The sequence below is a fragment of the Sutterella sp. KLE1602 genome (genome assembly GCF_001578585.1).
GTDB lineage: Bacteria > Pseudomonadota > Gammaproteobacteria > Burkholderiales > Burkholderiaceae_F > Sutterella > Sutterella wadsworthensis_A.
Genome location: NZ_KQ968496.1, coordinates 31,513 through 57,294 on the forward strand (window position 1 = coordinate 31,513; position 25,782 = coordinate 57,294).

Here is a 25,782-nt window from a genome sequence, read left to right on the forward strand (position 1 = left end):
CATTGAATTTACGTTAAGAGAACGTTCTCTGTTATGACGAGTCCCAACCCCGCATTGGTCAGCGACGTCGAAATGCGCCGCACCTTTGCCATCATTTCCCATCCTGACGCCGGCAAGACGACGCTCACGGAAAAGCTCCTTCTGTTCGGCGGCGCCATTCAGATGGCCGGCGCCGTCAAGGGCCGCAAGGCTGCCCGTCACGCCACGTCCGACTGGATGGAAGTCGAAAAGCAGCGCGGCATTTCCGTGACGAGTTCGGTGATGCAGTTCCACTATGACAATCACGTCATCAACCTGCTCGACACCCCGGGCCATGAGGACTTCTCTGAAGACACGTACCGAGTGCTGACCGCCGTCGATGCCGCCGTGATGGTGATCGATGCCGCCAAGGGCGTGGAAGCCCAGACGATCAAGCTTCTCGAAGTCTGCCGCATGCGCAAGACGCCGATCATCACGTTCATCAACAAGCTCGACCGCGAAGTGCGCGATCCGCTCGACGTGATCGGCGAAATCGAGAACGTGCTCAAGCTCCAGTGCGTGCCCATCACCTGGCCCATTGGCATGGGCAAGACCTTCCGCGGCGTCTTCTCGCTGCTGAAGAACCGTCTTGTGCGCTTTACGGCCGGCGAGGAGCGTCTCTCGCGTGATCAGGAGATGATCGAAGGGCTCGACAATCCCGAGCTTGACCGTCTCTTCCCGATGGAAATGCCGTACGTGCGCGAGTCCGTCGAACTCGTTCAGGGTGCGACCGAACCGTTCGACATCGAGAAGTTCCTTGCGGGCGAGCAGAGCCCCGTCTTCTTCGGTTCCGGTGTGAACAACTTCGGCGTGCAGGACGTTCTTGACGCTCTCGTGCAGTGGGCTCCGCCGCCGCAGCCGCGTGATGCCGGCGTCCGCAAGATCGAGCCGACCGAGGCGCCGTTCTCGGGCTTCGTCTTCAAGATTCAAGCCAATATGGACCCGCGTCACCGCGACCGCATTGCGTTCTTCCGTGTCTGCTCGGGCCGCTATTCGCAGGGCATGAAGGTCTTCCACGTGCGCGAGAATCGCGACATGAAGATCCCGAACGCCCTGACCTTCATGGCTCAGGACCGCGTCGTGATGACGGACGCCGTTGCAGGCGACATCATCGGCATCTACAACCACGGCCAGCTCCACATCGGCGATACACTTACCGAAGGCGAGAAGCTCGGCTTCACGGGCATCCCGAGCTTTGCGCCGGAACTCTTCCGCGCCGCCCGAAGCAAAGACCCGTTCAAGGCCAAGCAGCTTCAGAAGGGCCTGCAGGAACTCGGCGAAGAAGGCGCCATTCAGGTCTTCACCGGCGAGTTCGGCAACATCCTTCTGGGTGCCGTCGGTCAGCTTCAGTTTGAAATCGTGGCCCAGCGCCTTGCCACGGAGTACAAGGTTGACGCCATCTACGAGTCGACCGACGTCTCCACGGCCCGCTGGCTCTCGTTCCCCGACGAGCAGACCCGCAAGGACTTCTGCAAGGAGCAGGACGCCCGTCTTGCGACCGACGTCAACGGCAACACGGTGTACCTTGCCACGTCGATCTACAACCTTGAGACGACGATGAAGCATTGGCCGCAGGTGGTGTTCCACACCACGCGCGAAATGCAGCAGACGTTCGACTGAGTCTGATAGGCACTTGAAAAACAAAACGGCATCCGAATGCATTCGGATGCCGTTTGTTTTTCTGCGGTGCCTTACTTCGTGAGCGCGTCCCTGTAGGCCTTGAGGGCTTCGGGGTGGCAGAGCAGCACGCGCTCGAGCACGCCCTGCAGGTACGAAATGGTGAGGCCGTAGTTCGTCATGGGCACGTTCTGTGCATGTGCGGCGCGCAGACGCATGAGCATGTGGCGTCGCGTGACGACGCAGCCACCGCACTGGATGAGGACCTTGTAGGGCGTCAGGTCGACGGGGAAGTCCTTGCCGACGGCCACTTCGATCTGGAGGTCCTTGCCCGTTTTCTGGCGAAGCCAGCGGGGAATCTTGATGCGGCCGATGTCGTCCTTCTGCGGGTGATGGCTGCAGGTTTCGCAGATGAGCACGCGGTCTCCGTCTTCAAGCGAGGCAAGCGCGGCGGTGCCGCGGGCCATTTCGATGACGTCGGCCTTGGAGTAGGCCATCTGGATCGAGAAGGTGGTGAGCGGAATGTCCTCCGGCGTCTGTGCGGCGACGTCCATGATGACCTGGGAGTCCGCCATGACGAGCTTGGGCGGGTGGCGGAGCTCGGCGATGCTTTCGGCCACGCGGTCTTGCTGTACGACGAGGCACTTGGCATGAGCGTCGAGAAGCTCGCGGATAGCCTGCACCTGCGGCAGGATCAGACGGCCCTTGGGGGCGCCTGTGTCGATCGGCGTGACGAGAACGACGGTGTCGCCCGCCTGAACGAGGTCGCCCACGAGGGCGCGGTCTTTGGGAATGCGGTTTGCGGCGAGGTCGATGATGGCCTTGCGGAGGTCCGCGATGCCTGCTTTCGTTTCAGCGTCGGTCAGCACGACGGGGATGCCGTAGGCGCGCATGCGCGTCATGAAGGCTTCATCGGCAGGGTGGAGGTCGCTCTTGTTGATGACGAGGACGGCGGGTGTGCCGAGCTTGCGCAGGTGTTCGACAAGGTCGCTCTCACACTCATCGAAGTCCCTGGCGTTGGCGACGACAAGCGCGATGTCGACCCATTCGAGCACGGCCCTGGTGCGTTCGACTCGGGCGAGTCCGAGAGCGCCGACATCGTCGACGCCCGCCGTGTCGATGAAGACGACGGGACCGATCGGCGCGAGTTCGCACGCCTTTTCAACGGGGTCGGTCGTGGTGCCGGCGACTTCGGAGACGATAGAGATCTTCTGGTTGGTCAGTGCGTTGATGAGAGAGCTCTTGCCGGCATTGCGCTTGCCGAAGAGGCCGATGTGAAGGCGAAGGCCTTTGGGGGTTTCAACCATGATTTTTTTCAAGTCCGCAGGGGCAAAAAAAGACCGGACAAGCATGCTTATCCGGTCTTGTCGGAGAAGCAGTCCGGAGGACTGCCTTCCGTTATATCACATTGCAGATCAGGCGATCCGCGTGATTTTTACTTTTCAATGTTGGTGCGGATGACGTCACGTTCGAACCAGAGCGGAGCGTGATGTTCAGCAGCTTCAACAGAGATGGTGCCCGGGCCGAGGCGCCAGATGCCCTTGAAGTGCTCCATGGAGAGCAGAGCAAGCGGGATGTGGGCGCAGACGACCAGCACGGAGACGATGATGGAACCCCAGACATGGAAGTAGAACGTCCAGAGGAACACGGCCTTGCCGAGGAGCGGAGCACCGATCCAGAGCATCCAGCCCGTGACCGTCAGGGCGGCAATCATGCCCATGAACAGGAGGTAGGAAGCCTTCTGACCGCCGTTGTAGCGACCCTGCGGCGGAACTTCCACCGGGCCGAACGGGATCTTGAAGAAGCGGCGCGGATAGCCGCCGAAGTTGCGGAACCAGAAGATCGTGTTGCGGTCCCATTCAAGGCAGGCGCGGAGAATGAGGGCAAAACGGTCCGGAGCGAGCACGATGAAGCCCAGAAGGTTGAACGTGAACACGACGCCCAGGATCAGGTGAGCGAGCATCGTGGCTTCAGCGCAGGCGGCTTCCGGTTCGCAGAAGTAGACGTAAACGCCGGTGAAGAGAAGGGCGAACCACGTGATCGCGTTGACCGAGTGGAACACCTTGTCAGGGGCGTGGAAACGAAGAATGCGATTGTTAGCCATGGTTGGCCTCCGTCAGGGACGCGAGCATCGTGCGCGGATAGTAATGGGTGTGGAGCAGTTCGTGCATGTGGTGATCGGTGGGCTTGGCACCGAAGTCCTTGTAGATCTGCATCACGGTCGGGTTCTGGTGGGAGGACGTCAGACCGAGAGCCTGGCAGAGCTTGTCGTCCTTGTAGAGACCAGCCTGACGGGCCTTGATGATCACACCACGACGGGCAACGAGGTCGCCGATGGCGTAGCCGCAGACAGCAACGGCGGCAACGCAGAGACCGGTGACCTTAAGAAAACCGCGGCGACCCAGGATCAAGGCAGCAGGACGCTCGGCGTAGTCGTAATTTTCAGAGAACATTATCTAATTCCTTGCGAAAAAATTAGGCACGCAGCGGGAGCGGAAGCGTCGGGTTGAGCCAAGCGGTGCCGACCGGCTGGACCGGTTGGCCGCCGCCGTTGACACAGCCGCCCGGGCAGTTCATCACTTCGATGAAGTGGTAGCGGTTCTTGTCGAGGCGAACGCGATGGAGGACTTCCTCGAGACCCTGGTTGGCGCCGTTGACAACGCAGATGCGGATGTCGACGGTCTGGCCGCCCTTGGCCTTGATGGGAACGGGGATCGTGGCTTCAACGATGGCGTTGTTGTGGCCGCGGACGATTTCGATGTCGGCGTTCTTGAGCTCTTCGCCGGAGAGGACGAAGTAGGCCGTACGCAGGGCAGCTTCCATAACGCCGCCGGAAACGCCGAAGATCGTGCCGGCGCCGGTGTAGATTTCGAGCGTGCCGCGTTCGCGCTTCTTGTCCATCTTGAGCGGGTTGACGCCCTTGCGACGGAAGAGTTCGGCGAGATCACGAGCCGTAAGGCAGGCGTCGATGTCCTGATAGGACGGAGCGTCGGCCGGGATCATGCCCTGTTCCTTGGCCCAGTGCCAGCCCTGGTTCATTTCCGGACGAGCGGCTTCGAAGATCTTGGCCGTGCACGGCGTGACGGAGACGAAGAAGATCTTGCGCGGGTCGCACTTCCAGAGGAACTTGGCACCCCAGGTCTTGGCAAGGGCGCCGCCCATCTGGAGCGGGGACTTGGCGGTGGAGACGTGCGGGATCAGGTCGGCATGGTTCGTTTCCATGTTCTTGACCCAAGCCGGGCAGCAGGACGTGAAGTGCGGGAACGGATGTTCGGCCATTTCGTTCACTTCTTCGCTGCGTTCGCCGAGGAGCCAGTAGCGGGCCTTCTTGACGAATTCCGTACCTTCTTCAAGGATCGTCTGGTCAGCCGTGCTGTTGCAGTCGTAGACCTGGAAGCCGACGGCTTCGAGGGCGTTGGAAAGCTGTTCCGTAGTGAGTTCGCCGGGCTTGCCGCCGAATTCTTCGCAGATGGAGACGCGGACGGCGGGAGACGGATGGGCGACGCAGAGGCGGGACTTGTCGGCGAGAACCTTTTCGACCTGGTCGACAAAGCTCATCTGTTCGATGGCGTCGAACGGGCAGGCGATCAGGCACTGGCCGCAGTAAAGGCAGGCGTCTTCGATGATGTGGTGCTTGGCACCGAGGCCGCCTTCAATGGCGTTGACAGGGCAGAACTTGGAGCACGTGTCGCAGCCGACGCAGTGTTCCTTGTTGATGTGGATGATGCCGCGGAGTTCTCCCTTTCGGAGATTACCCTGGTAGGCGGGTCCGTCCTCCCCGTAGGCGCCGGCGCCGGGGTTGAACGTACGAACCTTGATCGTATTGTTGGACATTGAAAAACTCTCCAGAATCAGCGGAACTCAGGAAGCTCCTTGCCTTGCACGTCCTTGCCAGAGACTGTGAGACGCAGTGCTCGGGGGATGACAAGAACGGTTTCGGGCGTGCTGAATTTTTTGAAACGAAAGCGACGGGTACAGCAAGACCCGGGCGCTCACGGTGAAACACGCTTCGCATTTTAAGGGGTTAACCGCTAATGTAATCTACCTAAAAGTAGTAGTCGCTAATCCTGATAGGGTAGTTTTTGACGAAAACGTAGGAAAAACCGCAAATCGTTAACATTTGTCAATCGGCGTTCGGTCTTGCTTACACTCAGTCTAATTTAAGCCTTCAAGAGGCCTGTGCCGTGGAGCTTTCGGTCGTTTGAAACAGAAAGGCCCCGAGGGATTTTCATCCTTCGGGGCCTTTGTTCAAAGGGATTCGCGAAGATCGGGCTCTGAGGGCGGCCGATTCAGCCGGATCAGGAGTAGTCCTCTTCCTTCAGGGGCTGGCGCAGTTCGGCGCGAACGTTGTCCATGGCCGAGTAGAAGGCCTTCATCATGACGAGGCCGAGGAACTTGCCGCCGTCGGTCACGATGATGTTGTCCGGATCGTTCGGGTCGTCCTTGATGGCGCCCGCCACGCGCAGCGCGAGCATTTCCTTCATGAGCGTACGGTCGAGATTCACGCCGTGCACTTCGCGGAAGTACTTGCGGGACAAGCGGTGGGAGAACAAGCCGAGCATCAGTCGGTACTGGAGGATCGCGTGCTTGTCGAACTGGCGGCGGCGTTCCACGCCCGTGTTGCCGGCGGCGATTCGCTCGTTGTAGCGGCGCAGGCTGAACGTATTGACGTAGAGGCTGTCGTTGAGGAAGCTGAACGCGCCGGAACCCACGCCGAGGTACTCGTCATAGTCGACCACGTATTCGTCGAAGCCTTCGTCGTGCGTACGGCCGAACGTCCAGGACGTCAGGTGGTTGTAGCGCGAGCCGAGCGTGTCGAGAATGACGCGGTACTGGTCGGCAAGCTGGTTGCCGCTGGCGGCGATGACGTTCTTCACGCTCTTGCGGGTCTGGGACGTGACCATGAGCGGGTAGGTCGTGACCTGACGCGGATTGAGCTTCCAGATCTTCTCCATGTCTTCGTGCAGCATGTCGAGCGTCTGGCCGCGGAAGCCGAACATCATGTCGATGTTGCAGGTCGGGAAGAGTTCCTGGGCATACTGCAGGCGCTCGAAGATCTGTTCGCCTGAGCCGAACTTCTCATAGCGTTCGGAAAGCTTGAGCAGGTCGTCGTTGAAGCTCTGCACGCCGATCGACATGCGGTCGACGAGGCCCTTCAGGTTGCGGAACTGCGGCGTCGTGATGATCTGAGGGTCGGTTTCGCAGGAAATTTCCTTGATCGACGGGAAAAGCTTGCGGGCGTGCTCGAGCGTCTTGATGAGCTCTTCCTCGATGATGGTGGTCGTGCCGCCGCCGACGTACATGGAATGGAAGTCATAGCCGAGGGCCTTGACGTAGTCCATTTCCTTGCGAAGATTCACGAAGTACGCGCGCGCCACATGCTCCTTGAAGAGGAAGCGGTGGAAGGTGCAGTACGAGCACAGGGTGTGGCAGAACGGAATGTGTGCGTACAGCAGGTACTTGTGTCCGTCCTGTGGAGGTGGCGGATTCTTGAGAATGACGGGGTCGCAGTGCAGGTAGCGCTTCGTGTAGAAGTCCATGATGCGGTCCGTCATGCCGATCATCCATTCCGGCAGAAGTTCCCTGGGCTGGGGTTTGTAGCTTGTCGTGCTCATGTGTGTGGGAATAGCTGAAAACTTTGGTTGCGCCATTGTACAAGAGGCGGGGAGGGCGCAGGCTTAAGAGGCGTGCCTGCAAAGCACGCCTCCCGACTGCTGCCGTCTGCAGGATCAGCCGTGCGTGGCGTAGAGCTGCGCGATGACGTTCGCGAATTTCTTTGAGAGCGGACCGCGTTTGAGCTTGAGAGTCGGCGTGATGAGGCCGTTTTCGATCGTCCAAGGCTCCTGCGTGAGCACGACGGCGCGCGGCAGCGCGTAATGCGGGAATTCGCCCGCCGCCGTCTTGGCGCGCTTGAGGGCCGCAGTCTTCACGGAAGGATTGTCGAGGCTGGCGGGATCGGCGGGATCGACGCCGCAGGACTTCGCAAACGAGGCCCATTCATCGGGATTCACGACGGTGATGAGGCTCAGGTACGGACGGTTTTCGCCGATGACGTAGCACTGGGAGAAGAGGGGATCGGTTTCGATCGCGGCCTCAAGGTCGGCGGGCGGCACCTTTTCGCCCGTACTCGTCACGATGATTTCCTTGATGCGTCCCTTGATGCTCAGAAGGCCGAGTTCATTGAAGCCGCCCACGTCGCCCGTACGGAACCAGCCGTCTTCCGTAAAGGCGTCGGCGGTGGCATCGGGTCGGTTCCAGTAGCCGCGAGTGATGCTCGGCCCCTTGATCTGGATCTCATCCCCCTCGCCGAGGCGAACCTCGACGTTGTTGAAGGGCTTGCCCACAGTGTTGGGCTGATTGAGCGTGCGGTTGTTGCCCGCGATGATCGGGCTCGCTTCCGTCATGCCGTAGCCCTGAATGATGGGAAGGCCGAGGCCGCAGAACGTGCGGGCGACCTTGCTGCTGAGGGCGGCGCCGCCGGAAATGGCAATGCGGAGCCTCCCGCCGAATTGGTCGAGCAGCGTGGACGAGACCTTGCGCACGAGAGGACGCATCAGGCCGTCGAGCCAGGCCCTGCCCGTGTGCTCCACGGGAAGATGATTGCGGCGGCAGAAGTCGCGCCAGCCGATTTCAACGGCCCAGTCGAAGAGGTAGCGGGCCGCAGGCCTGGACTTCTTGAGCTTGTCATGAACGCGAGCGAAGATGCGCTCGTAGACGCGGGGCACGGAGATGATCACCGTCGGGCGGATCGTCTTGAGATCGTCGGCCAGAAGCAGGACCGAGCGGTTGTAGGCGATGGTGCAGCCCGTGGCAAGCGCGAGATAGTAGCCTGCCGTTCGCTCGAACGTGTGAGAAAGCGGCAGAAAGGAGAGGAAGATGTCGCCCACCTGCGGGAAGACGCACTCGAGCGTGGCCTTCACGTTGCTCACGATGTTGCCGTGCGTGAGCATGACGCCCTTGGGGCGGCCCGTGGTGCCCGACGTGTAGACGATGCCCGCGAGGTCGTCCTCCTTCGGGCCTTCAGGCAGCTCGACGACGTGCGTGCCTGCGGCAAGCCACTCGGAGAGGCCTCTGACCATGCCGGTCTCGTCGTCGACCTCGTTTTCGGTGATGATCACGGCCGTCAGGTCCTGAAGGTCGCCGCCTGCGGCCTTGATCTGCTTCCAGCGCGTCAGCTTGTTCGTGACGAGGACCTTCGCCCTGCTGTCGGAAAGAATGAAGGCGCTGGCGCCCGGCGTGTCGATAGCGTGCAGGGGCACGGGAACGAGGCCGTTGGCCAGAGCCGCCTGATCGGCGCAGGCATGGTCGATGCTGTTGGGCATCAGGATGCCGATGCGGGTGCCGCGCTCAAGGTTCATGGCGGCGTAGGCTCTGCGCCACTCCATGACGCGGACCATCAGCTGGGCGTAGCTCAGGCTGTGCCAGCTTTTGGTTTCCTTGTCGAATTGTCGGAGGGCCTCCCGCTCGCCGTATCGCTCCACGCTGTTGACCAGAAGCTGGGGGAGCGTGGTGAAGTTCTCAAGGCCAAAGGACGGCTTGGCAGACGATTGTTCGGGCACGATGGCTTTCTCCTGATGGACGGCCTCTCAGGTGAGGTCTGAAAAAAAATCGCACCCCTAAAAATATCAAAGCGGACGCACGAAAACGCCCCATTAATTTAAGGGGTAACCCTTAGATTAATGGGGCGTTGGCAATCGTGCGGCGAAGCGGATCGTCCGTTATTGATTCTCTGCGAGCTGGCGCTTTTCCTCGAGCGCCTCCCAGCGCTCGTAACTGGAAGCGATTTCATCCTCGATCGCCTTGGCGCGTTCGGCGTCCTTGCGAAGCTCCTCAACGGACTTCGTGTGGTAGTCGGGGGCGCTCATCGCCTCCATCAGGGCGGCCTGTTCGGCCTCAAGGTCTTCAATGAGCTTGGGCAGGCGTTCGAGCTCCTGCGTTTCCTTGTAGCTCATTCGAATCTTGTTGTCGCGCGGGCGCGGCTTGGCTGCGGCCTTGGGCTGCGGAGCGGCGGGTGCGGCAGGTTCGACGGGTTCGGGACGTTGCTGAAGCCAGTCCGAATAGCCGCCGACGTATTCGCGCCAGAGGCCGTTGCCTTCAGGGGCGAGCACCTCTGTCACGACGTTGTCGAGGAAGCGGCGGTCATGGCTGACGAGAATGATCGTGCCGGGGTAGGTCGCAAGCGTCTGTTCGAGCATCTCCAGAGAGTCGATGTCGAGGTCGTTCGTCGGCTCGTCGAGCACGAGGAGATTGGCGGGCAGGGCGAACAGGCGGGCGAGCAGCAGGCGGTTGCGTTCGCCGCCGGAGAGCGAGCTCACGGGCACGTTCACGCGTCGCGGCGGGAAAAGGAAGTCACCCATGTAGGCGATGATGTGCTTCTTCTGGCCGCCGATTTCCACCCACTCGGAACCTGGGGAGATCGTTTCGGCGACGGTCTTGCTTAAGTCGAGTTGTTCCCTCAGTTGGTCGAAATAAGCGACCTGCAGGTTCGTGCCGAGCTTGATGGAGCCCGAATCAGGCTCGATCTTGCCGAGCAGGAGCTTGATCAGCGTGCTCTTGCCGACGCCGTTGTGACCGATCAGGCCGAGGCGGTCGCCGCGCATGAGCTTGAAGTTGAGGTTGCTGACGATCGAGCGTTCGTCAAAGGACTTGCAGAGGTCCGTCGTTTCGCAGACGATCTTGCCGCTCTTCTCGCCTGCGTCGATCTTGAGGTTGACGCTGCCCATGCGGTCGCGGCGGGCGGCACGCTGTCGGCGGAGTTCTTCGAGGCGTCGCACGCGGCCCTCATTGCGGGTGCGGCGTGCTTCGATGCCCTTGCGGATCCAGACTTCCTCCTGAGCCCAGAACTTGTCGAAGCGGCGGTTGGCCAGCTCTTCGGCCTGAAGCTCTTCCTGCTTGCGGCTTTCGTATTCGGAAAACTTGCCGGGATAGGAGCGGAGGACGCCTCGGTCAAGCTCGATGATGCGGCTCGAGACGTTGTCGAGGAACTGACGGTCGTGAGTGATGACGACAAGCGAGCGCTGGGTGCGGAATTCCGCGTTGACGAGGTTTTCGAGCGTCGTGATGGCGACGATGTCCAGATGGTTCGTCGGCTCGTCGAGAAGCAGAAGATCTGGCTCGAGGGCAAAGGCGAGCGCCAGAGCCGCACGCTTGCGCTCGCCGCCGCTCACGCGGGCGACCGAGCGCTCGGGATCGAGCTCGAACTTCATCAGGCACTCGTCCAGCTTGGCCAGACGACGCCAGTGCTCGCGCTCATCCTCGATCTTGTCAAGCTTCCCGCGCAGGATGAGGCTTTCCTTGACATTGGCTGCCTCAGGCAGGACGGGCTCCTGCTCGACGTACAGCACGCGCAGGCCGTCCTGCACGCGCAGTTCGCCGTCGTCGAGATGCGTGTGGCCCGCAAGGATGGAGAGCAGGGTGCTCTTGCCCGTGCCGTTGCGGCCGATCAGACCGACGCGTTCGCCGGGTTCGATGGAGAGGTCCGCATCGTCAAGAAGTGGAAGGTCGCCCCAGGCGGCGTGGGCGTTCATCAGGGTGATAAGCGGCATTTTCCGTTTGTTCTATTTAAATATTGCTGTTCTGCGTCGTGTCGTCTTCCTGAAGCACTTCGGGCTCGATGGGTTCAGGCGCTCCCATGTTAGGCTCCACTTCTCCTTCGGCGGCCGTTTCATCCGGGACTTCGGAATCGACGGCAGTGTCGACCAGCTCGCCTGAGCGGATCTCGAAGGAGGCGGGGGTGCGAACGACCTGGGCGCTGAGGTCGCGGTGGACGGTCAGCTGGCCGGTTTCGCCGCTGATTTCGAAAGCCTTCCTGCCATGAGCCCAGTCTTCAGCAACCTGATAGGCGTCAAGCCCGAGTGCGAAGAGACGCTTGGCGGGCATGGAATAGGGCAGGGCGGTCTGAAATTTGGCCTCAAAGCTCTCGTTGTCATAGCGCAAAATAAAGGGACATTCTGCAAAAACAACGTGGTTCAGGTCAAAGGCAAGCGCAGAAGCGCTCGAACTTGTCTTCGGATCACCGGGATTGGTGGTCGATGTCGCCCAAACGCTTGTGCGCAAGGGTAAACGACTGCGAACCAGACCGGCATCCCTGGCGTCGAGTGCGAGCAGGACGGAGTGATACGGGGGGGCGGCAACGGCCGCGTGGGCACGCTGCGCCTCGTGGACCTGCTTGCGGGCTCTTTCGCTGTCGGCCGTTGCAGCCATGCGGTTGAACTTGTAGCGTTCCTCCTGGCTCAGTTCGGGACGGCACTTGTCCTGGAGATCCTGCAGGTTATCCATCGTGACCGTGAAGACCTCATACTGGACGCCGGAAAGATTCAGAACCTTCATGTACGCTTCGCTCAGGCGCTTTTCCCACGGCTTGTCCGTCGTGAGGATGAGCACCTTCGGGGGCAGGCCTGCGGCTGTCTCTTCAGGCAGCGCCTTCACAGCCTGACGTGCGATGTACTCGGCTTCAAGGTCAGTCGCGACGGAGAGCATCAGCATGTTGGGCGAAATCTCTTCGTCGGGCGTCGCGGCATAGTTGAGGGTTACGATGGGAATCGGAAGATTCTTTTCCCTGGAGAGCTGTTCCACCTGATCCTTCTGGAGCGGTCCGACGACGACGTCGGCGCCGGAGAAGACGGCGGTGTCTATCATCTCGTTGATGGGAACGCTTTCAGGCGCTTCGATCAACATGATGTTGGCGTTGCGGCCGCTGACACGGCTTGCCGTAAGCAGACCGTTGCCCACAATGCGTGCGGCGGGAAGGAACGGAGATTCGTCGGACGGCATCAGCATGGCGATGGTGACGGGGCGGGTGGCCTCGCCTTCTGTCATGACGGGTGCCGTGCTTTCGACGGGTTCGGCAGGAACCCGGGTGTCGGCCGTTTCGGTGGCGTATGCAGGGCCCAGAGGAAGGACGACCACCCCGGAATCCGTAGCATCAACCGAAGTCGTCGCAGCAACGCTTACAATCGGTAAGCTTATGATTAAAGTTCTGAACAACTGTCGGGCAAATGGAAGGACGGACACGATGAATTCCCTCAATGATTTATGGACATCTAACGCTTTGATTCAGGCGGCGGGCCTGCCTGGGCAGAACTGCCCCGACAGCACGCTTTACATCGTCGGGCTGCCTATCGGCAATCTTGGAGATATTACACTGCGGGCGCTCTGGATACTCGCTCTGGCTGATGTTGTCGCCGCTGAGGATACACGCGAAACCCGCAAGCTTCTGGATAAATTTGGCATTAGTGTAAAACTTCTGTCGGTTAGGGAGCACAACGAAAGGCATGGTGCCGAGCAGATCATCGAGCTTCTTCAGGAAGGCAAAAAGGTGACGCTCGTTACCGATGCGGGCACGCCCTGCGTGTCCGATCCGGGCGCCCGTGCGGTCAAGGCCGTTCGCGAGGCAGGGTTCCGCGTCATTCCCGTTCCCGGCGCCTCCGCCGTCGTGACGGCGCTTTCCGGGGCCGGCCTCGACGGCTCGGGCTTTACGTTCGTGGGTTTCGTCCCGCCGCAGTCCAAGGCGCGCCGCAATGCGCTTGCCTACTGGCTGGCACGTCCTGAGCCCTTTGTTCTCTATGAGGCGCCGCATCGTGTCGTGGATCTGCTTGAAGATCTGGCTGCGGCCATGGAGCCCGAGCGCAGAGTCGTGGTGGCACGTGAGATCACGAAGAAGTTCGAGACCTTCTCCAGTCTTACAGGGGCCGAACTCGCGGAATGGGCCGCTTTGCACGAGCCCCGCGGGGAGTACGTCATTCTTGTGGACGAGGCGCCCGCAAAGGACAATGCCCTCTCCGAGGATGACATCCGATGGCTTCGTGCAATGATGAGCGAGCTTCCGAGTTCGAAGCTGGCCGCCGTCGCCGCCAAGGTGACGGGCAAGCCGCGTGATGAAATCTACCAGTGGCTTTGCGAGCACAAGAACTGATCGGCTTCAACTCGCCCCGTCCTTAAGGAAACGGTCCGTGAAGGTATTCTTCGCTGAGCGTTTTTTCATGCCTGCGGTCTGCTCTCAGGACAATGTTCCACGTGGAACATCGTCATGGAAAATGAAGGAGAGGGAGACTTCTGCAGGATTCACGCAGGATTGTTCCATGTGAAACATCCTGGATCGAAAAAAAAACGGTTCCGAACAACGTTCGGAACCGACAGGGATCATCTTCGATGATGTTCCACGGGAACATCATTCGTCAGAGCGAAGGGCGACTTCTCGAGTCTTCGAGGAGTGAATATTGCGCACCAGGCTGTCGAGCAGCGAGGAGAGCTCTTCGACGAGATTGGAGTTGGAGATCACGCCGACGAGCTTGCCTTCCTCATCAACGATGGGCAGGCGGCGGACGCCGAATTCACGCATGCGGGCAAGTGCCACGACCATGCTTTCGCTGGGGCCCGCAGTGACGACGGGAGTCGTCATGACGTCGCGGACGGTGAGCTTCATCGGATCCAGATTGCGGGCGACGACTTCGATGGCGATGTCGCGGTCCGTGATCATGCCGAGGGGCGTCTGATCGTCATTGACAACAACAAGGCTGCCGACATGCTCAAGGCGCATCTGCCTTGCACAGTCGCAGATGGTCTTGTCAGCCGTGATCGTGGCGACCTCATGCACGGCCATGTCGATGACTTTCATAGAGCGAGTTCTCATGTTTTCTACCTTTTTCCTGGGACGCTTTCTGCTTTGCGTAATGAATAAATTCTAACCAAACGGTTGGTGCTCGGCTTGGAGGAGGGCTTGAATTTATTCGTCCTCACCCTCGTCGGCAGAAGCCGCAGGCAGAAGTGGGACAAAGTTGTGAAAGTCGTACAGGCGCTTGTCCATCAAGTGCGACGGAGAGACGCGTTGCAGGCTCATGAAGAGGTTGTAGATGCGGCCGGGGAACTCACGGTCCCAGGCCTTGATGAGTTCCTTCACTTCCTGACGCTTGAGGTTTTCACCCGCTCCGCAGATGCCCTTTGAGGTGAGGGGGTACTGGCGGATCTTGGCAAACTTCTCCGTTTCGCTTTCGCGTACGTAGGCAAGCGGGCGGATGACGACGTTGCGCTTGTCGTCGCTTCGCAGAATGGGCGGCATGGCCTTCATGCGGCCGCCGTAGAAGAGATTGAGCAGCAGCGTGCCGACAATGTCGTCCATGTGATGGCCGAGGGCGATCTTGTTGCACTTCATTTCGCCTGCGACGCGGTAGAGAATGCCGCGGCGGAGACGGGCGCAGAGCGAGCAGACGTTGCGGCCTTCAGGGATCAGGCGCTGGATGATGGAGTAGGTGTCCTGATCCTCGATGTGGTATTCGACGTCGATGTCCTTGAAGTACTGCTCGAGTGCTTCACGGGGGAAGTTGGGGATGTGCTGGTCGACATTGACGGCAACGAGATCGAACTTGATCGGCGCGCGCTTCTGGAGCGTCCGGAGGGCATCGAGAAGCACGAAGCTGTCCTTGCCGCCGCTCATGGCGACCATGACGCGGTCACCGTCCTCAATCATGCCGAAGTCGGTGATGGCCTGGGCTGTGAGGCGGATGATTCGCTTCTCAAGCTTTTTGACGGCAACCGACTTCTTATTGCGGTTGCTGGGACCCATGTTGACGCCGTCCTTGCTGTTCTGGAAGATCTCGTTGTCTTCGTTGAGAGGACGAGAGGGGACGTCGGAGACGGGGATGATGGGGATGCTGTTCTTGCTGTCGTTGTTCATGATCTTAAGGGAGTGAGGGGCGTCGGCGCCAGACTTCGATGCCGACGGCGTCGACATGTTCGTAGGCTTCGGTCTTGGCGGAGGAAACGCGGAGCAACTGTACGCCGGGCAGTGTCGCCAGCTTGTCGGCAATGGCGTCCACGAGAGTTTCTTGCAGGTTGAAGTGAGCGGACTGTGCGATGTCCGAGATGGTACCGACGATCAGGTCGTAGTTGAGCACATCCTGAAGTTCATCGCAGCTGCTCGTGGAGTCCTGAAGCGGAATCCAGACGTCGCATTCAAAGGTGACCTTCTGGGTGCGGTGCTTTTCATGCTCGTATGCGCCGATGTGGCAGTCAAGCACAAGGCCTCGAACGAAAATCTTGCGACATTGGAAGGTCAGAAAGTCTGTAATATGGCTGTTCATGGTGCAACGGCCGGCCGTTGTAGGCAGCTTGAGCTGAAAGGAAACGCGCTGATGCGATGGATTATCTGTATTTTCGTCTTGCTTGTCGTCGTGCTCTCGTGCGTGCCGACGCTCAGACGATGGGGGCTTGGACGCCTTCCCGGGGACATCAACTTCACGGTCATGGGCCGCAAGGTTGAGATCCCCTTGATGAGCACGATTTTACTGACTGCCATCGTGGCCGTGGTTGCCCGTCTTCTCTGAGGCGGCAAAGAGCGGCTGCAGCGCTTCAATGCGGGCGGCACGCACGGCGGCGGGAATGAGTCTGGGGTTGGTCTGAGCCTTGGCAACGGCCCCCGCGTTCACGCCGCACCAAAGCTCTGACGCCTTCAGGAGTTTCTCCACGTTTTTTGGGGACAGCACTTCCCACATGCGGATCATGAGGGCCATGCGTTCAGGTCTGCGAAGTGCATCACCGCGCTCAAGCAGAGCCCCTGCAGTCTGAGCATCAACTGCTTCGGCAAAGAGCGGAAGCAAGGTGCGGAAGCAGCTGCAAAGCTGCTGCAGGGCGACGGGGGTTCGAAGGTTGGCCGCCGTTTGCTGAGCTTCTTCTGCATTTCGGCAGAAGGCCGTCATGAGGGCAAAGCGCGCATCAAGGCACAGGTCTTCAGACACGGCTTTGGAGAGGACTTCGCGCATGGCGGAGTTGTCCGGGTCTACAGGAAAGAGCTTCGTCCACAAGCCGCAGCGGGAAAGCGCGTCAATCATGTTGAGGGGATGGCGCGATGCAAAGCCGCGGCTCACTTCCGCCCAGATTCGTTCGGGCACCAGTGCATCCGCCTCGCCGTTCTCGACCATGAGCGTCATGAGCGCCATGGTTTCCTCGGCGATGCGGAAGTCGCAGAGTTTGGCGCTGAAGCGGGCTACGCGAAGAATGCGGACGGGATCCTCGGAAAATGCTTCGCTTACGTGACGAAGAACGTGGTTCCGAAGATCCTCCATGCCGCCGTACGGGTCGACGATTCGACCGCTGTCGTCCATGGCCATGGCGTTGATCGTCAGGTCACGCCGCTTGAGGTCCTCCTCGAGCGTCACGCCGGGATCTGTGTGAAATACAAACCCATGGTAGCCGCGGGCGGTTTTTCGCTCAGTACGGGCGAGCGCATATTCCTCATGCGTCTTCGGGTGAAGAAATACAGGGAAGTCCGCGCCGACGGGGGTGAAGCCCTTTTCAAGCATTTCCTCGGGCGTGGAGCCCACGACGACCCAGTCACGGTCTCCGCCTGCGGGCACGTCATGGCCCGCCTGACGAAGAAGCATGTCACGCACGTATCCGCCGACGGTATAAATCTGCATAAGTTGAAGCTTGTCCGGTCAGAAAATCCCGATCAGGGAAGATCGGCCTCCTTGGCCGTCGGGTCCGAAGGCGTCACCGTGCCCACGAACGACTTGAAGGAGCCGAGATCCTCCTTCAGCCGATGAGCATACATGAATGTGTTCGAGAGCACGTTCTTTACGTAGTCGCGGGTTTCGAAATAGGGGATGGACTCGATGAAGACGGCGCCCTCCATGGGCTTTTCCAGCGTCTTTCGCCAGATGCGCGCACGGACGGGACCTGCGTTGTAGGCAGCGCTGGAAAGCGCGAAGCTACCGTCGAAGTCCTCGCGAAGCATGTTCAGGTAGGCGGTGCCCAGTGCAACGTTGGTGTTGGGATCGACGAGTGGCTTTCCCTTGAGTTCTTTGAGATCGAGCTTGCGGATGAGCCACTTGGCGGTTTTCGGCATAACCTGCATGAGCCCCTGAGCGCCAACGCCGGAACTTACGCCGGACATGAAGCGGGATTCCTGACGAATGAGGCCGTAGACCCAGGCGTCGGGAAGACCGTGACGGGCGCTCATCGACGTGATGAGCTCCTTGTGAGGCGTGGGATAGAGCAGCTCGGGTTCAAAGAAGTCCTTGCTGGCCTTCTGTCCCGTGTTGATCATGCGGTGGAAGAGACCTTGCTGCTTCGCAAATGTTGCGGCGGCATAGAGCTCCCTGGGCTTCTGATTGCGTAGAGCCCAGTTCCATTCGGCGTGTCCAAGGAAATAGAAGTTGTTCTGGTAAAAGGCGATGGCTCTTCGGATGCTCGGATCGGAGGTCCAGCGACGGATTTCCTCTTCAGTGACTGCTGCGGAAGAGGTTTCAACTGCATAGGGCTTGCCGAGTTCGTCACAGGCAAGCTTTCCGTAGAAGGTTCGGTTTTTCGAGATGGCCTCGTAAAGCGGCTTGGCCTTGGCTGGACGGCCTTGTTCGGCATGAGCACGCGCAAGCCAGTAGGTCCAGGTCTCGTTTTCGCGGGCATCGGCGGACATGCGGCTAATGGCCTTCTCGACGTTTTTCCAGTCTCCGTCACGCATGTAGGCGCGAGCGGCCCATCCTGCCATCAGGTCGGGCTGAACGACGACCGGGTTCTTGTAGACGCGATTCCCTGCACGAGAGAAGAGAGCGGCACCGTCGCCCGTCTGGCTGACGGCGGCTTCGTAGGCGAGCTGTCCCCAGAGGAAGCTCTGCCATTCAGAGGAGAGCTTGGGAGAGAGCTTTTCTGCGAGCTTCTGCGACATCTTGAAGTCGATGCCTCGCATACGCATGATGAAGAAGATCTGCACACGTGCGGGAAGCTTGTCGAAGTTCTTGGCGTTCTTCTTGTACCAGCGCTGCGGATTGTTCAGGATCGCGGTCAGAGTCTTTGCCGAGGCGGGCATGGTCTTGTCGGGCGCATGTTCGACGACGTAGCGCACCTCCTGCCAGCGACGGTTCTGCAGCTGGATCAAAACGGCGGACCAGGCCCACGACGGATTCTGTTCTATCAGGCGGTCGGTCAGCATTCGAAGCGGGCGGCCCTTCACCTTGGAGTCACGCACAAAGGCTTCGATCGTCTTTCGGGGAGTAGTCTCGAAGTTGTACCAGTGGTGCCAGGCAAGAATGTCCGGCTCTTCCTGGTTCCATTGCAGCAGGCTGTAGAGGCGATTGAAGAGCACCGGATTGATTCGATCGGCAGCGGTCATCAGATAGTCGGATGCGGATTGTTCTCCAAGGTACTGCCCCTGATGGCGCTCGATGAACTTGATGAAGCGCAGGTTGGTGTCCGGATCGTCTTTGTTGCGACGGAATTCGAGCAGAAGCTGCCAGAGTTTCGGATAGTCGCCCAAGGGGTGAGCCTCAAGCGTGGCGCCAAGGTTTTCAAGCGTAGCAATCCTGCCCTTCCTGTAAGCCTGCCAGGCCTCATTGAAGCGCTTGTTGGCTTCTGCATCGGCAGCCAGAAGGAGCGCCGCTTCCTGTTCGGTCGGTGTCTGCGGAGCTTCGGTTGCAAATCCGGGAGTCATGCAGGCAAGATATCCCGTCAGGAACAAGCTTGAAAGCAGAAGTTTCGGATTGAAGGCATCAGACGACATTTTCAAGAGCTCCGTAAAAAGCGGAACAAAGGGAAGGAGACGTATAAATGACAGAAGAGACTACAGCAATGTTAACCAAGAAAGGCCTCCGCGCTTCTCTTTTGGCGAGACGGAAACAATTGTTTGAATCTCTTGCGCTCGACAACGGGCTTGCAGAGCGGTTTTTGGAAATGCTGGAACTTGCTCGTCCCAAAAGCGTCGGGCTTTTCTGGCCGATCCGTTCGGAGCCCGGATTGCTGAGTGTTGCTCGGGATTGGCTGAAGCGGACGGGCGGACTGATCTACCTGCCTGAAACTCGTCCGGATTGCATGATCTACAGGCTTTGGCATGAAGGTGCTGAGCTTCGAAAGGACTGCGCGGGCATTCCGTACCCGCAGGGAGAGGAGGCTTCCAAGCCTCCTGCCATGGTTGTGGCGCCGTGCGTGGGTTATGCGGAGTCGTGCAGGCGGCTCGGGTATGGCGGAGGCTATTTCGACAGGTATCTGGCCTCCTACGGCAATCAGCGTCCACTGGCGGTTGGAGTTGCCTTTGATGAGCTTCGGGTGCCCGAAGAGATCTTCGAGTCATTTGACGAGCCGCTTGATGCAGTTGTAACGGAGCGAAGGATCATCCTAAAAGCAACAGCGCCGCTGTGACATGCACGGCGGCGCTTGAGGCGTCGAAGCTCAAGGACGGAGCTTAGTCTTCGGCAAGAGACTTCAGAAGGGCGACAACGTTGTCGGCGGCAACGCCTTCAGCGAAGTGAACAGGAGCCTCGGCGAGAGAGGCGGGGTCCTTCTTGAGGCGGCCGACCCACTGGCCTGCGTCGCGGCCGGATTCGAGGCCGTCGGAAACGAGCAGTTCGGAGCCTTCGTGCGTGAGCTTGAAGTAGAAGAGGCCGTCGCTTTCACGGTACTGCTTGAAGAGCGTGGCAGGCGCCTTCTTCTTTTGAGCCTTGGTGGCACTAGCCGTCTCGAGTTTCTGGAAGGAGCGCAGGCCGACAGCGTAACGGAGCTTGGCGATGAGATCCGTTGCGTAGACGCGGGCACGGGCTGCGCCCTGCTGAAGAATGGCCTCGATCTGTTCGGGATGAGCCATCAGATCTTCGTAGCGTTGGCGCATCGGGCCGATTTCGGTGTCGATCTTGTCGGCGAGGCGCTTCTTGGCCTCACCCCAGCCAAGACCGTCACGGAGTTCCTGACGGAAGGCGGCGGATTCTTCTTCGGTGGCGAAGGCGTCGTAAATGACGGTGAGCGAGGTGCTGTCGGGATCCTTGGGCTCACCGGGCAGACGGCTGTCGGTGACGATGCGGGAGATCGCTTCGTCAAGCGCCTTGCGGCCGCCCTCAAAGAGCGGGATCACGTTGTTGTAGGACTTGCTCATCTTGCGGCCGTCGAGACCGGGGAGGACTTCAATGGCAGAGCCGCCCGTGGCCTGCGGAAGCACAAAGAAGGACTCGTCGGGCTTGGCGTAGAGATTGTTGAAGCGCGTGGCGACGTCACGGGCCATTTCAAGGTGTTGGATCTGGTCGTGACCGACGGGCACTTCGTTGGCGTTGAACATGAGGATGTCGGCGGCCATGAGGATGGGGTAGCAGAACAGGCCCATCGAGACGTCGGCATCAGGATCCTTGCCTGCGGCAACGGCAGCGTCGGTTGCAGCCTTGTAGGCATGAGCACGGTTCATCTGACCCTTGCTCGTGCAGCAGGTCAGCATCCAGTTGAGGAGCGGAATTTCAGGAATGTCGCTCTGTCGATAGAACACGACGCGTTCAGGATCGAGGCCTGCGGCAAGCCACGTAGCGGCGATCTGCATGCGGCTGCGTTCGATGCGGTCAGGGTCCTGGCACTTGATGAGGGCGTGAAGGTCAGCCATGAAGAAGAAGCTCTGCACGTCCGGATTCTTGCTGTCCTGGATGGCCGGGCGAATGGCGCCGACGTAATTGCCGATGTGGAGGGTGCCGGTCGTGTTGATGCCGGTCAGAACTCGCTTTTTCATGTCTGTGTGTTCCATCAGGTTGGTTGGACGGACGCGCCTCTCGGGAGGGCGCCGTCAAGGCAGTCTTTCAATGATACGCGTTTGTCTGCTAATAAAAAAACGACCTGCAGAATTCTGCAGGCCGGTTTTCAGTATTGCGGAGTCAGCTGATTAGTGGAGACCAGCGGCATCGCGCAGGGTGGCGGCCTTGTCGGTCTTTTCCCACGTGAATTCCGGTTCTTCGCGACCGAAGTGGCCGTAGGCGGCGGTCTTCGAGTAGATCGGACGGCGCAGGTCGAGCATCTGGATGATGCCGCGCGGACGCAGGTCGAAGTGAGCGCGCACGAGCTTGGCGATCTGTTCGTCGGGGATCACGCCGGTGCCGTTCGTGAACACGGTGATGTTCATCGGTTCGGCAACGCCGATGGCGTAGGCGACCTGAACCTGACACTGAGAGGCGAGACCGGCGGCAACGATGTTCTTGGCGACATAGCGGCAGGCATAGGCTGCGGAGCGGTCAACCTTCGTCGGATCCTTGCCAGAGAAGGCGCCGCCGCCGTGCGGGCAGTAGCCGCCGTACGTGTCGACGATGATCTTGCGACCGGTCAGACCGCAGTCACCCTGCGGACCGCCAACCACGAAGCGGCCGGTCGGGTTGATGAGGAAGCGGGTGTCCTTGAGCCATTCGGCAGGCATGACAGGACGGATGATCTTTTCAATGACTTCGTCAATGAACTCAGCCTTCATGTGCTTGCCCTCGGACATTTCAGGGGCATGCTGCGTGGAGAGCACGATCGTGTCGCAACCGATCGGCTTGCCGTCGCGATAGCGGAGCGTCACCTGGCTCTTGGCGTCAGGGCGCAGCGTCGGGAAGGAGCCGTTCTTGCGCACAATGCTCTGACGCTCGACGAGACGGTGGGCGTAGTAGATCGGTGCGGGCATGAGGGTCGGCGTTTCGTCGCAGGCGTAGCCGAACATCAGGCCCTGGTCGCCAGCACCGAGGTTGAGTTCGTCGTCGGCGGCGCTGTCGACACCCTGAGCGATGTCCTGAGACTGCTTGTCGTAACCAACGAGGACGGAGCAACCCTTATGGTCGATGCCGTATTCGGTGTTGTCATAGCCGATGCGCTTGAGAACGTCGCGGGTGAGGCCGATGTAATCGACGTTGGCACCCGTGGTGATTTCACCAGCGAGAACGACGAGGCCCGTGGTGCAGAGGGTTTCCGCGGCAACGCGGCTCATGGGATCCTGTTCGAGACAGGCGTCGAGGACGGCGTCAGAGATCTGGTCCGCGACCTTGTCGGGATGACCTTCACTGACGGATTCGGAAGTAAAAAGATATTCGCTGGCCATTGCCATACTCCATTAGGAATGAGAAGGACAGCGCCTAACGCAATGAGGTATGTCGACTGCCAGTCGATTGCGCAAGACGCTTTAGCGGTATTTGTCATCGCCCCGCAAGTTGTCTTTGTTAACTCGGCGAACGTCGAATAATACAACCATCAGGATTTCCGTGCCACTGAAGGCACGAATGAATCTGAGCGTGGCATCGTTCGTGACGTGTCCTTATTGTGAATCTGCTTTCTTTTGTCTGGCTGAAGGTCGTCAGGTTCTTTTCTCTGCCTGCAGGAATACTCTCCTCGTGGAGGTTGCCCGATTGTATGTTCCCGACAGTCAAGGTACATCCGGGCGAGCTTCGCACTCTATATTTGGTTCAGACCGTCACGTTTTTGGGAATCGGGCACCGCCTCGCAGCCTAGTCCCGGTGGCGTGATCGTGTCGAAGGACGACGGCTCATGTGCTTGGGTTCGACCTGTTCACGTGCTTGAGAATCGGGTTCCGCCGTGCGGCGGAGTCCCTGTGAGACGAAGTTGATGTTCATCCGTGCCTCGGGCGAGATGAACTTGTCGTCACTGATTTCATGGAAAGTCTGCACTGGGTGATGATGGCTGCATGGGCGGTGGAGGCCCATTGGGTTCATGTCGGGACTGGGACTAAATCCGATAAAATTAATTGTTTGGATTACTTCTCTCGAATGGACGCAAGACATGGACTGGTTGCTGAAGCTTTTTTCAAAGCTCCCTCTGCGTTTTTTGCAGGTCGTGGGGGCGGGCATCGGAGGCCTGACCTTCAAGCTGTCCCTAGCCACCAGGGCCCGGGCTATGGAGAATCTGAAGCTGGCTGGTTATGACGATCCTCATCTGTATGAACGAGTCGGTCGCAATGCGGGCCGACAGGCCATGGAGAGCCTTTGGGTTTGGTACCGTCCTGCCGAGACTGTGCTCAAGCGTGTTCATATCGCGCCGGAAGCCGAGGCAATGGTGCGCGAGGCCGTTGACAGTGGTCGCCCGATTGTTTTTCTGACGCCACACGTCGGTTGCTTTGAGGTGCTTCCCGTGTGGTTTGCCGCCACGTTTTTTGCAAGGACGGGGCGCGGCATTTCCATTCTTTACCGCCCGCCCAAGGTGAGTCTTCTCAGAAAGATCGTGGGCGAGGCGCGTCAGGCTCCCGGCATTCAGGCTTGCCCGACGACGATTGCGGGTGTCAAGAAGATGATCCGCAACCTGAAGCAGGGACATACATTCGGTGCGTTGCCTGATCAGGTTCCTTCCAAGGGGGAGGGCGTCTGGGCCGACTTTTTCGGCAGGCCTGCCTACACGATGACGCTTCCTGTGCGTGTCGCGCATCAGTTCAAGGCTGATCGCTTCTTCGTCTGGGGCGTGAGAAGCGGCGACGGCTGGCGCATTGAGGCTGTGAAGTGGGATGAACCGCTTACAGGCGACACCGAAAAGGACGCCGAGGCGATGAACCGCCAGATCGAGGCCGTCATTCGTCGCATGCCTGAGCAGTATGCCTGGAGCTACAACCGCTACAAGACCCCTGCAGGAGCGCATCCCAAGCAGGCCGGAGACAAAAAGTGAACGTTTTCTTTGCCAAGTTCTGGATCCGTGTGGTTCGGTCGATGAAGAATCTGCCGATGTCCGTGCGCGAAGCTCTTGCGAAAGTCATTGCCAGAATCCTCTGGCTCGCCATTCCGAAGCGTCGCCATGTCATCGAGACGAACCTGAGGCTCTGCTTTCCCGAGCTTTCCGAGTCCGAGCGTCGCTCGCTGGCACATCGTGTCTATGTCCGCCTTGCGCGCGCTGCCGTCGATCACGGCACGCTTTGGGAATCCGACAAGGAGACGATTCAGAAGTTCGTGACCTTTGAGGGGCTTGAAAACCTGCTTGAAAACAAGGGTGAGCCCATCATTGTTGTGGCACCGCATTTCGCAGGTCTCGACGCTGCAGGCATTGCGCTCAACACCTACGTGCGCGGTGTGTCGCTTTATCAGAAGCAGAGCAATCCTGCCTGGGATGAGGCAGTGCTCGCAGGGCGCAAGCGCTTCTCCGACCCTGTCCTCATCGCCAAAAGCAACGAGAGCGATCTGCGCCCCGTGTTGCGCGCCATCAAGGAGGGGCTTCCCTTCTATTACCTGCCCGACATGGACCACGGAATCAAGAACTCGATTTTCGTGCCGTTCTTCGGCGTACAGGCAGCCACGCTGCCGATGGTCTCGCGTCTTGCGCGAGTGACGAGGGCAAAGGTCCTCTGGTGCATTGCCACGATGACCGAAGAGGGCTACCACGTCATCATCTCCAAGCCGTGGGAGAACTTCCCGACGGCCGACTTCGAAGCGGATACCCGAAGGCTCAATGCCGAACTCGAGGAATGGATTCGTGCATATCCCGACCAGTACCTCTGGGTCCACCGCCGCTTCAAGACTCGACCTGAGGGCGAGCAGTCACTCTATTAAAAAACGACTGAAAAGAATACCTGAAATGAGAACGCTGAAGTTTACGAAAATGCAGGGTGCCGGCAATGACTTCGTGATGCTTGACGGCATCCGACAGGACATCGAGCCTACGCCTGCACTCATCCGCTATCTGGCCGACCGTCGCTTCGGCATTGGGGCTGATCAGGTGCTGATGGTCGAGCGTGCCAGGCTTCCCGGTGTTGATTTCCGCTATCGCATCTTCAACTGCGACGGGGACGAGGTCGAACAGTGCGGCAATGGCGCCCGCTGTTTCGCCGTCTTTGTTCGTGAAGAGGGGCTCACCGACAAGACGAGCATTCGCGTTGAGACGATGAAGGCCGTCATCGAGCCCGAAGTGAGGCCTGATGGCCGTGTGACGGTGAACATGGGGCCTGCCCGCAAGGCGCCGGAAGTGTTGCCCTTTGTTCCCGAAGGCCTCGAATCCGGCACGGAAGGTGCCTCGAGGATTTATCATGCGCATCTCTCCTGTTCCGACGTCTGGTTTTCCGCCTTGTCGATGGGCAATCCGCACGCCGTGATCCGCGTCGAGGATGTTGACGCCGCTCCTGTGGCGGAGGTCGGCCCCAGGATGGAATATTTTTCTGCCTTTCCCGCCCGTGTTAACGTGGGCTTTCTGCAGGTCGTCTCCCGTACACGCGGCAAGCTCCGCGTCTGGGAGCGTGGTGCAGGTGAAACGCTCGCCTGCGGCACCGGCGCCTGTGCAGCCGCAGTCGAGGGTATCAGCCGCGGTTGGTTTGACGAAGAGGTGACGCTTCAGGCCCGTGGCGGCGAGCTCACCATCCGTTGGGAAGGCCTCAAGACGCCGGACGCTCCCGTCATGATGACGGGGCCGGCGACGACCGTTTTTAAAGGTGTCATCACTATTCCTGAAGGCATTTAAGTC

22 protein-coding genes are annotated in these 25,782 nt (G+C 59.6%); 7 read left to right on the plus strand and 15 right to left on the minus strand.

Annotated elements, in window-relative coordinates:
- The first annotated feature begins 33 nt into the window (after positions 1-33).
- A complete protein-coding gene (locus HMPREF3036_RS01905; protein WP_005434082.1) occupies positions 34-1,638 on the plus strand; it encodes a peptide chain release factor 3 in 1,605 nt (534 codons plus the stop codon).
- A gap of 71 nt (positions 1,639-1,709) precedes the next feature.
- Here HMPREF3036_RS01905 and hydF read toward each other — a convergent pair whose 3' ends face one another.
- The 8 genes from hydF to HMPREF3036_RS01945 form a co-directional block, all read right to left on the minus strand.
- The gene (gene hydF, locus HMPREF3036_RS01910; protein WP_038006338.1) at positions 1,710-2,942 is read right to left on the minus strand and encodes a [FeFe] hydrogenase H-cluster maturation GTPase HydF; all 1,233 of its coding nucleotides are present in this window, start codon (positions 2,940-2,942) and stop codon (positions 1,710-1,712) included.
- 128 nt (positions 2,943-3,070) lie between these two features.
- Positions 3,071-3,739, minus strand: coding sequence for a cytochrome b/b6 domain-containing protein (locus HMPREF3036_RS01915; protein WP_005434078.1), 669 nt, complete (start codon positions 3,737-3,739; stop codon positions 3,071-3,073).
- Positions 3,732-4,088: an iron hydrogenase small subunit gene (locus HMPREF3036_RS01920; RefSeq protein WP_005434077.1), complete on the minus strand. Its 357-nt coding sequence runs from the start codon at positions 4,086-4,088 to the stop codon at positions 3,732-3,734. The genes HMPREF3036_RS01915 and HMPREF3036_RS01920 overlap by 8 nt, the downstream gene beginning before the upstream one ends.
- 22 nt (positions 4,089-4,110) lie before the next feature.
- Entirely contained in the window at positions 4,111-5,469 is a 1,359-nt protein-coding gene (locus HMPREF3036_RS01925; protein WP_005434075.1) for a [Fe-Fe] hydrogenase large subunit C-terminal domain-containing protein, read from the minus strand.
- Between the two features lie 464 nt (positions 5,470-5,933).
- Positions 5,934-7,286 carry a coproporphyrinogen III oxidase family protein gene (locus tag HMPREF3036_RS01930; RefSeq protein WP_369818380.1) on the minus strand — a complete coding sequence of 451 codons (1,353 nt, stop codon included), beginning with the start codon at positions 7,284-7,286 and terminating at the stop codon, positions 5,934-5,936.
- Positions 7,287-7,364: 78 nt separating this feature from the next.
- On the minus strand, positions 7,365-9,194 hold the full coding sequence (locus HMPREF3036_RS01935) for an AMP-dependent synthetase/ligase (protein ID WP_062331102.1): 1,830 nt from the start codon (positions 9,192-9,194) through the stop codon (positions 7,365-7,367).
- Between the two features lie 159 nt (positions 9,195-9,353).
- On the minus strand, positions 9,354-11,180 hold the full coding sequence (locus HMPREF3036_RS01940; protein WP_062331105.1) for an ATP-binding cassette domain-containing protein: 1,827 nt from the start codon (positions 11,178-11,180) through the stop codon (positions 9,354-9,356).
- A 16-nt stretch (positions 11,181-11,196) separates the two neighbouring features.
- On the minus strand, positions 11,197-12,453 hold the full coding sequence (locus HMPREF3036_RS01945) for a penicillin-binding protein activator (RefSeq protein WP_231853548.1): 1,257 nt from the start codon (positions 12,451-12,453) through the stop codon (positions 11,197-11,199).
- A 196-nt stretch (positions 12,454-12,649) separates the two neighbouring features.
- On the opposite strand from HMPREF3036_RS01945, the gene rsmI reads away from it, so the two are divergent.
- Complete coding sequence (gene rsmI, locus HMPREF3036_RS01950) at positions 12,650-13,549, plus strand: 16S rRNA (cytidine(1402)-2'-O)-methyltransferase (protein ID WP_005434062.1); 900 nt, start codon at positions 12,650-12,652, stop codon at positions 13,547-13,549.
- A 255-nt stretch (positions 13,550-13,804) separates the two neighbouring features.
- On the opposite strand, the gene HMPREF3036_RS01955 is transcribed toward rsmI, so the two are convergent.
- From HMPREF3036_RS01955 to HMPREF3036_RS01965, 3 genes are all read right to left on the minus strand, one after another.
- Complete coding sequence (locus tag HMPREF3036_RS01955; protein ID WP_005434060.1) at positions 13,805-14,251, minus strand: CBS domain-containing protein; 447 nt, start codon at positions 14,249-14,251, stop codon at positions 13,805-13,807.
- A gap of 108 nt (positions 14,252-14,359) precedes the next feature.
- Complete coding sequence (ttcA, locus tag HMPREF3036_RS01960) at positions 14,360-15,307, minus strand: tRNA 2-thiocytidine(32) synthetase TtcA (protein ID WP_038006336.1); 948 nt, start codon at positions 15,305-15,307, stop codon at positions 14,360-14,362.
- A gap of 4 nt (positions 15,308-15,311) precedes the next feature.
- Positions 15,312-15,713, minus strand: coding sequence for a dihydroneopterin aldolase (locus tag HMPREF3036_RS01965; protein ID WP_005434055.1), 402 nt, complete (start codon positions 15,711-15,713; stop codon positions 15,312-15,314).
- A gap of 51 nt (positions 15,714-15,764) precedes the next feature.
- Between HMPREF3036_RS01965 and HMPREF3036_RS01970 the strand changes: the two genes are divergently transcribed.
- Complete coding sequence (locus HMPREF3036_RS01970; protein ID WP_005434053.1) at positions 15,765-15,956, plus strand: DUF2905 domain-containing protein; 192 nt, start codon at positions 15,765-15,767, stop codon at positions 15,954-15,956.
- Here the strand turns inward: HMPREF3036_RS01970 and HMPREF3036_RS01975 are convergent.
- On the minus strand, positions 15,915-17,048 hold the full coding sequence (locus HMPREF3036_RS01975) for a CCA tRNA nucleotidyltransferase (RefSeq protein WP_062331108.1): 1,134 nt from the start codon (positions 17,046-17,048) through the stop codon (positions 15,915-15,917). The genes HMPREF3036_RS01970 and HMPREF3036_RS01975 overlap by 42 nt on opposite strands.
- Before the next feature lie 32 nt (positions 17,049-17,080).
- Positions 17,081-19,126 carry a lytic transglycosylase domain-containing protein gene (locus HMPREF3036_RS01980; RefSeq protein ID WP_062331111.1) on the minus strand — a complete coding sequence of 682 codons (2,046 nt, stop codon included), beginning with the start codon at positions 19,124-19,126 and terminating at the stop codon, positions 17,081-17,083.
- Positions 19,127-19,173: 47 nt separating this feature from the next.
- Here HMPREF3036_RS01980 and HMPREF3036_RS01985 point away from each other — a divergent pair, with 47 nt between their 5' ends.
- Entirely contained in the window at positions 19,174-19,761 is a 588-nt protein-coding gene (locus HMPREF3036_RS01985; protein WP_062331114.1) for a 5-formyltetrahydrofolate cyclo-ligase, read from the plus strand.
- Positions 19,762-19,804: 43 nt separating this feature from the next.
- On the opposite strand, the gene HMPREF3036_RS01990 is transcribed toward HMPREF3036_RS01985, so the two are convergent.
- Complete coding sequence (locus HMPREF3036_RS01990) at positions 19,805-21,103, minus strand: tryptophan--tRNA ligase (protein ID WP_062331117.1); 1,299 nt, start codon at positions 21,101-21,103, stop codon at positions 19,805-19,807.
- 150 nt (positions 21,104-21,253) lie between these two features.
- Entirely contained in the window at positions 21,254-22,435 is a 1,182-nt protein-coding gene (gene metK, locus HMPREF3036_RS01995; RefSeq protein WP_005434033.1) for a methionine adenosyltransferase, read from the minus strand.
- 626 nt (positions 22,436-23,061) lie between these two features.
- On the opposite strand from metK, the gene HMPREF3036_RS02000 reads away from it, so the two are divergent.
- Genes HMPREF3036_RS02000 through dapF form a run of 3 tightly spaced genes read left to right on the plus strand, consistent with a single transcriptional unit; the run spans position 23,062 to position 25,779 of the window.
- On the plus strand, positions 23,062-24,003 hold the full coding sequence (locus tag HMPREF3036_RS02000; protein ID WP_231853549.1) for a lysophospholipid acyltransferase family protein: 942 nt from the start codon (positions 23,062-23,064) through the stop codon (positions 24,001-24,003).
- A complete protein-coding gene (locus HMPREF3036_RS02005) occupies positions 24,000-24,878 on the plus strand; it encodes a lysophospholipid acyltransferase family protein (protein WP_005434027.1) in 879 nt (292 codons plus the stop codon). Before HMPREF3036_RS02000 ends, HMPREF3036_RS02005 begins: the two co-directional genes overlap by 4 nt.
- A gap of 25 nt (positions 24,879-24,903) precedes the next feature.
- Positions 24,904-25,779, plus strand: a complete 876-nt coding sequence (dapF, locus tag HMPREF3036_RS02010; RefSeq protein WP_005434026.1) for a diaminopimelate epimerase — start codon at positions 24,904-24,906, stop codon at positions 25,777-25,779.
- Positions 25,780-25,782 lie beyond the last annotated feature (3 nt).

Coding starts and splice junctions, on each gene's coding strand:
- HMPREF3036_RS01905 (WP_005434082.1), top strand. CDS start 34: ATGACGAGTCCCAACCCCGCATTGGTCAGCGACGTCGAAATGCGCCGC.
- hydF (WP_038006338.1), bottom strand. CDS start 2,942: ATGGTTGAAACCCCCAAAGGCCTTCGCCTTCACATCGGCCTCTTCGGC.
- HMPREF3036_RS01915 (WP_005434078.1), bottom strand. CDS start 3,739: ATGGCTAACAATCGCATTCTTCGTTTCCACGCCCCTGACAAGGTGTTC.
- HMPREF3036_RS01920 (WP_005434077.1), bottom strand. CDS start 4,088: ATGTTCTCTGAAAATTACGACTACGCCGAGCGTCCTGCTGCCTTGATC.
- HMPREF3036_RS01925 (WP_005434075.1), bottom strand. CDS start 5,469: ATGTCCAACAATACGATCAAGGTTCGTACGTTCAACCCCGGCGCCGGC.
- HMPREF3036_RS01930 (WP_369818380.1), bottom strand. CDS start 7,286: ATGGCGCAACCAAAGTTTTCAGCTATTCCCACACACATGAGCACGACA.
- HMPREF3036_RS01940 (WP_062331105.1), bottom strand. CDS start 11,180: ATGCCGCTTATCACCCTGATGAACGCCCACGCCGCCTGGGGCGACCTT.
- HMPREF3036_RS01945 (WP_231853548.1), bottom strand. CDS start 12,453: ATGACAGAAGGCGAGGCCACCCGCCCCGTCACCATCGCCATGCTGATG.
- rsmI (WP_005434062.1), top strand. CDS start 12,650: ATGAATTCCCTCAATGATTTATGGACATCTAACGCTTTGATTCAGGCG.
- HMPREF3036_RS01955 (WP_005434060.1), bottom strand. CDS start 14,251: ATGAAAGTCATCGACATGGCCGTGCATGAGGTCGCCACGATCACGGCT.
- ttcA (WP_038006336.1), bottom strand. CDS start 15,307: ATGAACAACGACAGCAAGAACAGCATCCCCATCATCCCCGTCTCCGAC.
- HMPREF3036_RS01965 (WP_005434055.1), bottom strand. CDS start 15,713: ATGAACAGCCATATTACAGACTTTCTGACCTTCCAATGTCGCAAGATT.
- HMPREF3036_RS01970 (WP_005434053.1), top strand. CDS start 15,765: ATGCGATGGATTATCTGTATTTTCGTCTTGCTTGTCGTCGTGCTCTCG.
- HMPREF3036_RS01975 (WP_062331108.1), bottom strand. CDS start 17,048: ATGCAGATTTATACCGTCGGCGGATACGTGCGTGACATGCTTCTTCGT.
- HMPREF3036_RS01980 (WP_062331111.1), bottom strand. CDS start 19,126: ATGTCGTCTGATGCCTTCAATCCGAAACTTCTGCTTTCAAGCTTGTTC.
- HMPREF3036_RS01985 (WP_062331114.1), top strand. CDS start 19,174: ATGACAGAAGAGACTACAGCAATGTTAACCAAGAAAGGCCTCCGCGCT.
- HMPREF3036_RS01990 (WP_062331117.1), bottom strand. CDS start 21,103: ATGAAAAAGCGAGTTCTGACCGGCATCAACACGACCGGCACCCTCCAC.
- metK (WP_005434033.1), bottom strand. CDS start 22,435: ATGGCCAGCGAATATCTTTTTACTTCCGAATCCGTCAGTGAAGGTCAT.
- HMPREF3036_RS02000 (WP_231853549.1), top strand. CDS start 23,062: ATGTCGGGACTGGGACTAAATCCGATAAAATTAATTGTTTGGATTACT.
- dapF (WP_005434026.1), top strand. CDS start 24,904: ATGAGAACGCTGAAGTTTACGAAAATGCAGGGTGCCGGCAATGACTTC.